This window comes from Bradyrhizobium sp. PSBB068, assembly GCA_016839165.1.
Taxonomy (GTDB): Bacteria; Pseudomonadota; Alphaproteobacteria; order Rhizobiales; family Xanthobacteraceae; genus Bradyrhizobium.
In genome coordinates this window covers 2561267-2573821 of record CP069300.1, presented here as the reverse complement: position 1 = coordinate 2573821, position 12555 = coordinate 2561267, and the positions used below count along the sequence as shown (strand labels likewise).

13 protein-coding genes are annotated in these 12555 nt (G+C 63.5%); 7 read left to right on the top strand and 6 right to left on the bottom strand.

What is annotated here, in order from left to right; translation table 11 throughout:
- Nucleotides 1–73: 73 nt before the first annotated feature.
- Entirely contained in the window at nt 74–688 is a 615-nt protein-coding gene (locus tag JQ507_11770) for a LysR family transcriptional regulator (GenBank protein QRI72096.1), read from the bottom strand.
- Nucleotides 689–816: 128 nt separating this feature from the next.
- Between JQ507_11770 and JQ507_11765 the strand changes: the two genes are divergently transcribed.
- Nucleotides 817–1209, top strand: coding sequence for a RidA family protein (locus JQ507_11765; protein ID QRI72095.1), 393 nt, complete (start codon nt 817–819; stop codon nt 1207–1209).
- A 47-nt stretch (nt 1210–1256) separates the two neighbouring features.
- Nucleotides 1257–2000, top strand: a complete 744-nt coding sequence (locus JQ507_11760; protein ID QRI72094.1) for an L-2-amino-thiazoline-4-carboxylic acid hydrolase — start codon at nt 1257–1259, stop codon at nt 1998–2000.
- Nucleotides 2001–2221: 221 nt separating this feature from the next.
- Here the strand turns inward: JQ507_11760 and JQ507_11755 are convergent, their stop codons facing one another.
- The gene (locus tag JQ507_11755) at nt 2222–3196 is read right to left on the bottom strand and encodes an SDR family NAD(P)-dependent oxidoreductase (protein QRI72093.1); all 975 of its coding nucleotides are present in this window, start codon (nt 3194–3196) and stop codon (nt 2222–2224) included.
- A 121-nt stretch (nt 3197–3317) separates the two neighbouring features.
- On the opposite strand from JQ507_11755, the gene JQ507_11750 reads away from it, so the two are divergent.
- On the top strand, nt 3318–3950 hold the full coding sequence (locus tag JQ507_11750; protein QRI72092.1) for a TetR/AcrR family transcriptional regulator: 633 nt from the start codon (nt 3318–3320) through the stop codon (nt 3948–3950).
- A 251-nt stretch (nt 3951–4201) separates the two neighbouring features.
- On the opposite strand, the gene JQ507_11745 is transcribed toward JQ507_11750, so the two are convergent.
- From JQ507_11745 to JQ507_11730, 4 genes are read right to left on the bottom strand one after another with little or no spacing between them, the layout of a single operon-like run.
- Nucleotides 4202–4909 (bottom strand): hypothetical protein, encoded by a 708-nt coding sequence (locus JQ507_11745; protein QRI72091.1) that lies wholly within the window; start codon nt 4907–4909, stop codon nt 4202–4204.
- Nucleotides 4906–5337, bottom strand: a complete 432-nt coding sequence (locus JQ507_11740) for an acyl-CoA thioesterase (GenBank protein ID QRI72090.1) — start codon at nt 5335–5337, stop codon at nt 4906–4908. The genes JQ507_11745 and JQ507_11740 overlap by 4 nt, the downstream gene beginning before the upstream one ends.
- Nucleotides 5337–6245, bottom strand: coding sequence for a fumarylacetoacetate hydrolase family protein (locus JQ507_11735; protein ID QRI72089.1), 909 nt, complete (start codon nt 6243–6245; stop codon nt 5337–5339). Before JQ507_11735 ends, JQ507_11740 begins: the two co-directional genes overlap by 1 nt.
- A 44-nt stretch (nt 6246–6289) precedes the next feature.
- Nucleotides 6290–7396 (bottom strand): cupin domain-containing protein, encoded by a 1107-nt coding sequence (locus JQ507_11730; protein ID QRI72088.1) that lies wholly within the window; start codon nt 7394–7396, stop codon nt 6290–6292.
- 432 nt (nt 7397–7828) lie between these two features.
- Between JQ507_11730 and JQ507_11725 the strand changes: the two genes are divergently transcribed.
- Genes JQ507_11725 through JQ507_11710 form a run of 4 tightly spaced genes read left to right on the top strand, consistent with a single transcriptional unit; the run spans nt 7829 to nt 12554 of the window.
- Nucleotides 7829–9988, top strand: a complete 2160-nt coding sequence (locus tag JQ507_11725; protein ID QRI72087.1) for an indolepyruvate ferredoxin oxidoreductase subunit alpha — start codon at nt 7829–7831, stop codon at nt 9986–9988.
- 24 nt (nt 9989–10012) lie between these two features.
- Complete coding sequence (locus JQ507_11720) at nt 10013–11578, top strand: indolepyruvate oxidoreductase subunit beta family protein (protein QRI72086.1); 1566 nt, start codon at nt 10013–10015, stop codon at nt 11576–11578.
- Nucleotides 11575–12072 carry a MarR family transcriptional regulator gene (locus JQ507_11715; protein ID QRI72085.1) on the top strand — a complete coding sequence of 166 codons (498 nt, stop codon included), beginning with the start codon at nt 11575–11577 and terminating at the stop codon, nt 12070–12072. Before JQ507_11720 ends, JQ507_11715 begins: the two co-directional genes overlap by 4 nt.
- Nucleotides 12072–12554: a winged helix-turn-helix transcriptional regulator gene (locus JQ507_11710; GenBank protein ID QRI72084.1), complete on the top strand. Its 483-nt coding sequence runs from the start codon at nt 12072–12074 to the stop codon at nt 12552–12554. Before JQ507_11715 ends, JQ507_11710 begins: the two co-directional genes overlap by 1 nt.
- Nucleotide 12555: the final 1 nt, after the last annotated feature.

Genomic DNA, 12555 nt, shown 5'->3' with positions numbered 1-12555 from the left:
TCGTTTTTTACGAAATCGACTTGACACGTCGGGCAAATCAGGGGTGTACTACCACCATCGCAGCGCAGGTCCGCTATCCGACCAGACGAGGGCGGCGGTTTGCGAGCGGCTTCTCGACCAGCACGGCGCGCAGCCATTCGCGGAAGCTGACGATCTCGGGACAATCTGCGGTGCCTTCAGGCGCAATCAGCCAATCACCCAAGCCGGATCCCTGGTTGAGCCGGTCGCAGCGATGACCCGGATGGTGGCCAAGGCCGCGGGCGATCAGCAGGTCGACCTTGCCCTCCGCCAACTCGTGCAAGCCGGCGGGCTGCAGCACCTGCAAGCCGATGTCGAGATGCGCGCCGCGAAACTCCGCCAGTTTGAGGCGGCGCAGGTCGAAGCTGCCATGGACCCCCAATTGCAGCAGCACCGCAGCTGCCGGTTTCAATTGCGAGGTCGCATCCGCGATATGGCGAAAGCCGTCGGAGACCCCGGGCAAATAGGCCTGCCCGGCCGCGGTCAGGATCAGCTGCTTGTGCAACCGCTCGAACAACTGCACGCCGAGGCGCGCCTCCAGCGCTTTCACCTGCTGCCCCACGGCGGCAGGCGTCACGTGCAGCTCGTGCGCGGCCAGTTTGAAGCTGAGGTGCCGCGCGGCGGCCTCGAAGGCGCGGAGCGCGTTGAGGGGTGGAAGGGCGTAGGTCATCGCGCGGGAGTTTGACACCGACAGGCGGTGGCCTTGCAATAGATTTTCTTGCGCTGAACCGCAGCAAACATGCTTTGTGCCGCGGCGACACCGCCGGATACGGTCACGCCGCAAACCGGAGACGCGCTATGCCCTCAACTCACATCGTCAGCCACAATCCCGCAACGGTCCACCCTCCCGCCGGCGGGTACTGCATGGGACTCGAACTGACCCAGCACCGCCGCCTGCTCTTCATCAGCGGCCAGGTGCCCGAGAGATCAGACGGCACCGTGCCCGAGGACTTTGAAGCCCAATGCGAGCAAGCCTGGCGCAATGTGATGGAAGTGCTCGCCGCCGCAGGCCTTGGCGTCGAGCATCTGGTCAAGATCACCACGTTCCTGACCGATCGGGATCAGCTCGTGGCCAACCGCACCATTCGTCGCAAAATGCTCGGCGAGCATCAGCCCGCGCTGACGGTCATCATCGCCGAGACCGTCGACAGCAAATGGTTGCTGGAGATCGAGGCGATCGCCGCCGAGTGAAACCAGCTTCCTCGACGTCGCGAATATCCAACTATGTCAGGTGTCAAATGACTGAGATCATCCATCCGTTTTACGAGCAGCATCGCGGCGCGATGGAGGCCGCCATGCGCCATCGCCTCGACCTTGCCGAAGCGATGTTGTGCGAGCGCGAGCATCTGACCGAGATCGATCGAATTCGACAGGAAGCGACGGACGAATTCCAGATCATGCTCACCCAAATGCCCTATGTCGGCGGCACCGCAAGTCGGATGACCGATTTCTTCATGCGCCTCACGGGCTTCATGGCCATCAGCCGGGTGCTCCGCCGGCACGGCGTGCCGGTTTCCGTGATCGGCGAAATCGAACGGGAGACCTACAAGGCGCAATTGCTCACCGAGCCTGAGGCGGAGCGCCTTGCCTCAGGGCGTCAATTCATGTCGCCCGAGAATCAGGCCTTGCTGCGCGAACAGGCGATAGAAAGCGCGGCGGAAAGCCACCAGAAGGAGTTTCCGGAAGATTTTGTCTACGATTTCGTCGAACCGGGCCCGGGCGACGAGTTTGAATTCGGCATCAATTACAAGGCTTGCGGCTTTTGCAAATTCGCGGCTCGCCATGGAGACAAGGAAATCCTGCCGAACATTTGCGGGCTTGATTTCGACGCCTATGCGACGCGCGGCATCCGCCTGGAAAGAACGCAGACATTGGCCGGCGGCGCGAGCCACTGCAATTTTCGATTCTCGCGGCTTCGCCCCCGTCACGACGTCGCTAATGCTCTGAATTGCCTTCCGCTTTCGGCGGCGCAGCGGACGTGACCGGACCCGCTGCCGGCTCGCCCCAGTCGCGAATGACCCAAAGCGGAAATCAGTCACCTACAAGGCGGTGACTGTTCATCGCGCAGCAACAGCGACGGCGACATCGCCTCTCTCGATTTGCTGATGTCTTTCTGGCGTAGGTTGTCGGGGCTGTATCGTAGCCGCGCGATTGCGTGCTGTTTTTGGTTACAGGTATCCGTTCAGCCGCGACTGGCGCTCCGTCAGGACACCGCGCTTAAGGATGCGGGGCGAGACAAGTCGGCGCCGGAGACCTTGACGACGGCTTGCCACGCGGCTTCCTGGCTGGCGCGATCGTGGAGGTGTGGCTCACTCTGCACCTCGATTGGACCTGAGAACTTCCCTTTGGCTGAGGCAAAGAATAGCCCCGACGCGTCGGTTCCGAACTCCGATGCCTGGATGAAGCGACTGGCCGCTGTCTCCGGCGTCTGATTCATGCCGGGAATGAGGTTCACGATTGGAATCATCATATACTTCAACAACGGGCCAGCGTTTCGCGCCACGTTGGTGGCGTTCGCCGCACCGGGCGAGACAGCGTACACGGCCGTGCCGGAGGGTAGCCGGCGTGCCAGCGCAGCGACCCACCAAGCAACAATGAGCTTCGCGTCGGCATACGCATTGTTGGGCACATACCTCACGTTCGGCCCGTTGCGGATCAGGGCTTCAACAGCTGCGGTTTTGTCACCCCGGTTGTACTCGGCTGCAAAGGCAGGCAGATCGGTGTATTTGAACATGGGTACGCCCCCGCGGGCAGGTTCTGCACCCGCGATGACGATCCGGGCGTCGGGACTCAGCAAGTTGGCATTGAGCAACCCAACGGTCAGTTGATGATGGCCAATGAGCGGGGCCTGAGAAGCCTCGATGCCCGCCGCAGTGATCACGCGCGCCTTGCCAGGAACCATACCGGCATTGAGCAGTAGGAAATCAACCGGCCTGCCTTGCTTGACTAGCGCGGCGACCGCGGAGTGAACGTTGACCGGGTCGTTCAGATCAAGCTCCAGCGGCGTGAAGACCGGCCTTTTGGTCTCCACCGCGAGCTGAGCGGCCGTATCCTTGATCTGGGCCAGGCTGCGCCCGGTGACAATGACCTCGCTGTAGCCCTTGGCGGCGAGCAACCGGGCCGCCGCATAACCGAGCCCGGACGTGGCGCCGGTGACGAGAGCGATCGAACGTTTCATGGGCATCTCCTTGAAAGGGTTGGAGTCGAAGGAGCCCCGAGTTAAGGCCGCCTTGTCATTTTTGAACTATTTAGTTATATATTGCCGAACCAAAGGTCGCAGTCAAAGATTTTTGAACTATATGTTTCAGAATACCACCAAGCCACGGGGACGTCCGCGCAGCTTCAACGAGATCGACGCGCTGAAAAAGGCGACGCAAGTGTTCTGGTCGAAGGGCTATGACGGCGTGACCATCGACGATCTCGTCGCCGGGATGGGCGTGGGACGGCCGAGCCTGTATGCCGTCTTCGGCGACAAGCGGGCGATATTCTTGCGTGTCCTTAAGGCGTATGCCGAGGCAAAGGGCGCTCGCGCTGCTAACGCGCTCCACTCGCCACAGAATCTTCACGACTCGATCGCGGGCTTTCTTAGGTATGCCGTCGAAAGTGCGACCGAGAAGGGGTCCGCCCGGGGCTGCCTTCTTATTTGCGTCGCGCCGCTTGTGGATGATGATGAGGTCCGGAAGTTCCTGCAAAAGGCGGCCGCGGGCGGCAAGGCGCTGGTGCAAGATCGTTTCCGGGACGCGATCAGCGCGGGCGAAATCCCGTCCGACTTTCCTGCGGCCGAACGCGCGATCCAAGTCACGGATATTGCTCGTGGCCTTACCATGCGTGCGCTGATAGGCACGCCGCGCAAGACGCTCCTAAAAGACGCCGAGGAAGCAGCCGATCTTGTCCTCCTTGTGCGGCATGGAAGTGCGGCGCCCGAACGTTGAGGCTTGATGGTGCGGATATCGATCAGATTTCATCCGGCACTGATTGAACAATGTCGGCCAGCGTCACAGAGTGGATTGCGTGTCACTTCACTTCCGCTTGTGGCCCTTCGCGTCATTTAGCTGAGCTGCAGAATTTGGTCTGCTATCGAGGCATAGCGGACTTTGGCAAGCCGTGCGTTGGCAGATTTATGGTTCACGGCCTAAGTCAAAGAGCGCATCTCCAGCGCGGCTCGCAACCAGCCTCGATGCCATCATGCGATGGGCCGCACCACCCTCGTCAGCATCGGAAAATGCTTGTTGCCGCCCGCGAACGGCGGAAACTGGACGAAGTCGGCGCGCATCCGCTTGATCACGTCGGAGCCCAACGCGCGCGCAAGGGCCTGCGGGCTGTCGAACATCAGCCTGTTGCGCTGCATGTACTCGACCCGCTGCGACGGCAACCGATCGACCCAATCGATGCGCGTGTAGATCTCGATCTGGCGCACGTCCGGGAAGGTCCGCATGATCGACGGATGATGCTCCAAATAATGCAAGTTCCAGGCATTCATGTCGTCGGCCGGCCCGGGATAATGCACCAGATAGCTGCACGGCGTCACCGTGCCGCTCGCATGCGCGGCGTCGTCGACCGGAAAGGCGCGCGTCACCATCGCCTGGTGCGTCACGTCCAATCCGGCAAGGCTCGGCAACCCGCGAGCCGCCGCAAGAGCAGCGAGCACGCCGCCGCGATCGATCGCGGCCTCGCACGCAAACAGGTTCGGAAAGCGTAGCAACAGCGCAAAGACCGGCCCGGCCCCGTCGGCCTTGTAGGGATGATCGACCGATTGCTCCAGCGGCGTGAACAGCAGGCCCTCCGCCATCCCCGGAACCGACCCCACCACGGCAGCCGCGGCCGCGAGATCGTCCGCATCAATTCGCCGATCGCCTGTCGGATCGGAGAACGTCATGAACAGCGAGATCATGATGCCGCCGCCTCCGCGCCGGCCTGCAGATGCGACATGAGCGCGGCGCGAACGTCGTCGGGCCACGGAATCGCGTGATGATCGACCAGCGACGTGGCCGCGAGGATCTGGCGGGCGCGCCAGCGCAGGCCATCTGCGCCCGTGACCACATGCGACAGATGCAGCGACGCACGGCCGATCTTGACGATGCGCAGGCCGAATGTCAGGCGGTCGCCGAACTTCGACGGCCGTGAAAAGTCGCAAGTCAGATGCACCGTCGGCGTCCCGATCTTCCGGATCGTGATCAGCTCCGGCCAGCAGAACCCGATGGTCGACCAGAACTCCTCGACCACGCCGTTGAGAATGTTGAGGTAGGACGGAAAATAAGCGATCCCCGACGGATCACAGTCGCCGAACCTCAACTCGCGATCGAACGAGAACGACGTCATCAGATCGCGACGACCGGGTGCCGGATGACGCCAACGCCATCGACGCCGGCCTCGACGACGTCGCCGGGCCACAGCCATTCCTGCGGGCTCATGCCGGCGCCGACGCCTTCGGGCGTTCCGGTCGCGATGATGTCGCCCGGCTCGAGCGTCATGCCGGACGAGATGTCGGCGATCAAAGCCGGAATGTCGAAGATCATGTATTTGGTGTTGGAGTCCTGCTTTATGACGCCGTTCTTGGTCAGCCAGAGCCTGAGATCATGCGGATCGGGAATCTCGTCCGCGGTCACGATGCAGGGGCCGAACGGCGCGTAGGTGTCCATGCCCTTGGAGAAGATCCACTGCCCGGCACGGCGATTGTCGCGCGCGGAAATGTCGATCATGACCGAATAGCCGAACACGTGATCCATCGCCTTCTCGACCGGGATGCGGGTCGCGGTCTTGCCGATGATGACGGCGAGCTCGACCTCCCAGTCGAGCTGCTGGGTCATGCCGGCATTGTGCTGGATCGCCGCGCCCGGCCCGATCACGGAGGTCGGCGGCTTGGAGAACACGACCGGCTGCTTCGGCAGATCCTTGTCGGTATCGAGACTCTTGGCGGACTCCGCGACATGCGCCCGGTAGTTGAGCCCGATGCCGAAGATGTTCTTGCGCGGGCGCGGGATCGGCGCCTGCAGCTTCACATCCTCGATCGGAACGGCTGCACCGGCCGGCAGGCTGCCGTTGGCGTTGTCCAGGCATTGCTTCAACGCCGGCAGCAGCGTGACGGCGTTATCGATGAAGGACAGCATGTCGGCCGGCCAGGCAACGCCGCGTGACGCGCCGAGGCGCGCGACATCGACGACCAATCCGTTGACGACGACCCCGAGGCGGGCGCCGCTGGAGCCCAAGGTGTAGGTGACAAGACGCATGAAAGCTTGATCCGGTTATGCGGGTTGAGTTCTGCGCAAGAATGTCAGGCCGCGACCGGCTGATGGCCGGCATTGTCGCCATAGGCCTCTTCCCGGTAGAGGCCTAGCCCCTCGATCACGGGCAGATCGTTGAAGCAGAACAGGCAGGCGTCCTCGCTTTCCGAGGCGTTGCCGTGCTCATGCCAGGCCCAGGACGGAACGCAGAAGATGTCGCGCTCCTGCCACTCGAACCGCTGACCGCCGATCACGGAATAGCCGTGCCCCTTGGCGACCTGGTAGACGAAGCTTCCGGTGTGGCGATGCGACCTGGACTTCTCGCCCGGCCGCAGCATCTGCATGCTGGCGCCGATGGTCTGCATCACATGGCCGCCGGTGATCGGATTGACGTAGTTCATCAGGATGCCGTCATAGGGCGATCCTCCGGTCGCGGCGGCATATTTCAGCAGCGACTCGTAGGTCGGCTCCCACTCATATTTGAACATCGGCGAATAGCCGTTCGACCAGCGCGAGCCCGCCGGCCGAAGGCCGGGATTGCCCCAGGTCTTGGTCATGTCGTCGACCGGATAGCCGGACTCCTCCTGCTGGATCTTCGGGTGCACGACGAAGAAATTGGCCTCCAGCGCATTGACGAGCGGAATGTCGAGCCCATCCTGCCAGATGCAGACCGAGCCGTTCGCCTCGACGCCATGCTCATGCCAGGTGCCGTTCGGCGTCAGCACGAAATCCCGCGCGCCGAGCGTCATCTTGTGGCCATCGACAATAGTGTAGGCGCCCGCTCCTTCCATGATGAAGCGCAGCGCAGAGGCCGAGTGTGCATGGGCGGAGGCCACCTCGCCGGGGTGCATGACCTGCAAGCCCGAATAGAGCCAGCCGACCGCGGCCGACACATCGCGGCGACCCGGATTGTTGAGGTAGATCACGCGCCGTCCCGCCTTCTCCGGCGAGACCAGTTCCACCGAGCGCAGCACGTGCTCACGCAGATCGCCGTAGCGCCAGAGCACGGGAACGGACGCCGACTGCGGCTGCCACGGCTCGATCTTGTTGGCGACCGTCCACAGCGCGCCGGCCTCGAACTTCTCGAGGTCCTTGTAGTAGGCCTTGAGCTCCGGAGTATCCTCGACATTGGCCCGGCCGATGATGTTCTCGCCCATGCTGTCCGACTCCTATCTCGTGACGTCCTGTCTCATGCAGTCCCGTCGCCACATCCCCGCTGTCGTCCTGGCGAAAGCCAGGACCCATAACCACCGCATTCGATTGTGAACGGGATCGTGGCCCCAGCGTCGCACAACGATGAGCTTTCGTGGTAATGGGTCCTGGCCTTCGCCAGGACGACGGTGAGGAGGGTTCGCGTGTCGTGGTGCCGATGGACCGACGCGCCCCATCATTCCACCCTGGCTGGAATTGATGTGAAGCTCGCCTGGACGGCGGCGGCTCTAAAGCGCGGCAGCTTCAGCATTGGCCCTACCCTGTCGCTGGCTCATCATCGCCGTCCGGAGCAGACGATCCGCAAAGTCCGACGGCACTCGCAGCGTTGACTTACTTTACATGTAAACGTATGCTATCGCATATTTCTGGAGGGTGCAATGGCTGAACGGTCTTTTGCTCGTGAAGTCGAGGATCTCCGGCTCGGCGACGGCGACACCTTCCGCGGCGAAGGCATCCTCGCCATCACCAAGGCGCTGCTGCAATCCGGCGTCGCCTATGTCGGCGGCTATCAGGGCTCGCCGATCTCGCATCTGATGGACGTGCTGGCCGACGCCAAGGACGTGCTCGACGATCTCGGCGTCGTGTTCCAGAGCTCCGCCAATGAAGCGGCGGCGGCGGCGATGCTGTCGGCCTCGGTGATGTATCCGCTGCGCGGTGCGGTGGCGTGGAAATCGACGGTCGGCACCAATGTCGCCTCCGATGCCCTCGCCAATCTCGCGTCCGGCGGCGTCACTGGCGGCACCATGATCATCGTCGGCGAGGATTACGGCGAAGGCTCCTCGATCATGCAGGAGCGCACCCATGCCTTTGCGATGAAATCGCAGATCTGGCTACTCGATCCGCGCCCTGACCATGAATGCATCGTCAATCTGATCGAGAAGGGCTTTGAGCTCTCGGAAGTCTCGAACACCCCTGTCATGCTGGAGGTGCGCGTCCGCGCCTGCCACATGCATGGAAGCTTTGCCTGCAAGGACAATGTCAAGCCGGCCCACACCATCAAGGACGCCCTGAACAATCCGAAGCGCGACGTCGGCCGCATCGTGCTGCCGCCGGCGGCCTACGAGCATGAGCAGGAGAAGATCAAGACACGGCTGCCCGCGGCCATCAACTTCGTCAGGGACAACAAGCTGAATGAATGGATGGGGCCGAAGCAGGGCAAGGTCGGCATCATCATGCAGGGCGGGATGTACAACAACGTCATCCGCGCGCTGCAATATCTCGGGCTGTCGGATGCCTATGGCAACACCCAGATTCCGCTTTACGTCATGAACGTCACCTACCCGGTGATCGACACCGAGGTCGCCGAGTTCTGCCTCGACAAGGACGCCGTGCTGATCGTCGAGGAAGGCCAGCCGGAATATCTGGAGCAGGCGATCAACACGGTGCTGCGCCGCCGCGATATCCAGGCCCGCGTCCATGGCAAGGACGTGCTGCCGATGGGCGGCGATTACACCGCGCAGGTGCTGCTCGGGGGTATCAGAGAATTCCTCGAGAAGACCGAGCCGCGGCTGCTCGGCAACCGGCCGCCGGCGCCGGACGCGAGCTCCGTGCTCAGCCATCCCGAGGTCGAGAAGCTGAAGCAGGTCGTGCCGGCGCGGCCGCCCGGGCTTTGCACCGGCTGTCCGGAGCGGCCGATCTTCGCCGCCATGAAGCTGGTCGAGAGCGAGCTCGGTGAGCACCATGTCTCCGCCGACATCGGCTGTCATTTGTTCTCGATCCTGCCGCCCTTCAACATCGGCGCGACGACGATGGGCTTCGGCCTCGGCCCGGCCTCGACCTCGGCCTTCAACGTCAAGGCCGACAAGCGCTCGATCGCCGTGATGGGCGACGGCGGCTTCTGGCACAACGGGCTGACCAGCGGCATCGGCAACGCCGTGTTCAACAAGCATGACGGCGTGTTCGTCATCGTCGACAATTACTACACCTCGGCGACCGGCGGTCAGGACATCCTGTCGTCGCGCGCGGTGAGCAAGCGGCGCAACACCAACAACTCGATCGTGCAGGCCGTGAAGGGCATCGGCGGCCAGTGGGTGCGGCAGATCGATCGCACCTACGATGTCGGCCGGATGCGCGACACGCTGAAGGAGGCGCTGACGACCAGGGAGCAAGGGCCGAAGGTCATCGTCGCCTCCTCCGAATGCATGCTGAATAAGCAGCGCCGCGTGAAGCCGCAGATCAGCCAGGCGATCAAGGACGGGGTTCGCACCGTCAAGGAACGGTTCGGCGTCGACGAGGATGTCTGCACCGGCGACCACGCCTGCATCCGCCTCTCCGGCTGCCCCTCGCTCTCGGTCAAGCAACTCGACGATCCCCTGCGCGACGATCCCGTTGCGGCAATCGACAATTCCTGCGTCGGCTGCGGCAATTGCGGCGAGGTCGCGGACGCGGCCGTGCTGTGTCCCTCGTTCTATCGCGCCGACGTCATTCACAATCCGACCGGCTGGGACAGGTTCAAATCAAAGGTCGCGATGGCCGTGATCGGCTGGCTGCAACGGCGGCGCGATCGCCGGCGGCCGGAGTTCGAGGCCTTGGCATGAGATTTTGGGCATGAGAGACTGGGCATGAGAGACGAAACGGTCCAGTTGGCGCTTCCTGCCGCGGGTGATGCGACCGAGCGGCCGATCTCGATCGCGATCGTCGCGATGGGCGGCCAGGGCGGCGGCGTCCTCACCGACTGGATCGTCCAGCTCGCCGAGAACCATGGCTGGGTCGCGCAATCGACCTCGGTGCCCGGCGTCGCCCAGCGCACCGGCGCCACGATCTACTACATCGAGGCGATGCCGCCGCTCGACGGCCGCAAGCCGATCCTGTCGCTGATGCCGACGCCCGGCGACGTCGACGTGGTGATGGCGGCGGAGTTCATGGAGGCCGGCCGCTCGATCCTGCGCGGCCTGGTGACGCCGGACCGCACCACGCTGATCGCCTCCAATCACCGGACCTTTGCGATCGGCGAGAAGATCGCGCCGGGCAACGGCATCGCCGACCAGGGCGCAGTGATCGGCGCCATCGGGATTGCCGCCAAGACCGAGATCATCTTCGACATGAATGCGCTGGCGATCGCCAACGGCAGCGTGATCTCGGCCGCCATGTTCGGCGCGCTTGCAGGCGCCGGCGTGCTGAGCTTCAGCCGCGAGAGCTATCTCGACGTGATCCGCGCCGGTGAGAAAGGCGCGCAGGCCAGCATCCGCGCGTTCGACGCGGCCTTTGACCGGGTACAGTCGAAGTCTCCGGAGCCGACGGCACCCCCACAATCGGAGGCTGCCAAGACGCCCTCCTCTCCGGCTGCTCTGGATCCCCGTCTTGCCGGCCTCGCCGCCCGGCTGACGCAGGAACTGCCCGCGGCCGCACACGCCATCGGCCGCGCCGGGCTGAAGAAAGTCGTCGATTTCCAGGACGTCGCCTATGGCGGCGAATATCTCGACATCCTCGGCACGCTGCACGCCGCCGATCGCAACGCCGGCGGCGCCGGGCGAAATTTTGCCTTCACCCAGGCCGCCGCAAAATATCTCGCCAACGCCATGACCTATGACGACGTCATCCGCGTGGCCGACCTCAAGACCCGATCGGCCCGCCGCGCGCGGATCGAGGGCGAGCTCGACTTGTCCGGGGACCAGGTGCTGCAGACCACCGAGTTCATGCACCCCCGCATGGAAGAGGTGATGGGCATGCTGCCGGCGGGATTTGGCCGCTGGCTCAGCGCCAGGCCGCGTCTGCTCGGCTGGCTCGACCGCCGCGTCAACAAGGGACGCCGGGTCAAGACCTACTCGCTGCCCTGGTTCGTCGCGCTCTATGTCGTCGGCGGACTGCGCGGCATGCGCCGCCGCTCGCTGCGCCACGCCGTCGAGACGGCGCACCGGGACGAATGGCTCAAGGCCGCGACAGAGGCCGTGCAAGCGAACTATCAATTGGGCGTCGAGATCCTGCAATGCCGGCGCCTGGTCAAGGGCTATTCCGACACCCACAGCCGCGGCCTGTCGAAATTCGACAAGACGCTGGCCGCGATCAAGCTGGTCGCGCCGCGCGACGATGCCGCCGACTGGGCGCGCCGGCTGCGCGAAGCCGCGCTGAAGGACAGCGCCGGCAAGGAACTCGACGGCGTGATCCAGACCATCAAGAGCTTCGCATGACGTCGTCGGCCCTCAAGGAGAGCACGGCTCCCATCTTCGGCCAGGTCGAAACCCGGCTTTGGCTGCAACTGCTGTCGCTGCATGGCGAGCTGTTTTCGTCGCTGAATTCCATGCTGAGCTCGGAGTTCGGCTTGTCGCTGGCAAAATTCGACGTGCTGGCGCAACTCGATCGTTACCCAGATGGCCTCGCGCTTGGGCAATTGTCGCAGAACCTGAAAGTGTCCGGTGGCAACGTCTCGGGCCTGGTGCAGCGCCTGCTGGCTGATGACCTGATCAGCAAGGAAATGTCGAGCGAGGACCGCCGCTCGTTCATCGTGCGCCTGACGCCGAAGGGCGCGGCCCTGTTCAGGAAGGCCGCCGACGTGCATAAGAGGCACCTGAGCGAACGGCTCGAAGGCATCCCAGCGCGGGAGCTGGAGGCGGCACTGTCGATGCTGCGGTCGCTCTCCTCGAAACTCGGCAGCGAAGGCAAGAAGCAGGGTCGCAAGACATAATGGCCAAAGACTCCAGGAGCAGATGGAAATCCGGTCCACCGCGGACGCGGGACCAGCTGCAAAGCTACATTCCCTATCTGTTCAACCGGCTCGCCAATCGCTGGAACCTGGATCAGAACCGCGATCTCAGCGAGCACAACATCAACAACGTCGTGTTCCGCACGCTGTCGGTGCTGTTCATCTACAAGACCCTGACCGTCAACGAGATCGCCGTGCTGGCCGTGACCGAGCAGTCGACCGCGAGCCGCATGGTCGAGTCGATGGTGACATCGGGCCTCGTCAAGCGCGAGATCGCGGAAGAAGACCAGCGCCGCCGCGTCGTCGGATTGACGGCGGACGGCGAGGCCCTGCTGCGCAAGATCTGGCCGATCATGGAGAACAATTACGACCGCCTGACCGTCGGTATCGACCCCGACGAGATCGAGGTCTGCGCCCGCGTGCTGGCCAAGATGGTCGAGAACATCCGCCAGAACCAGATCTGAT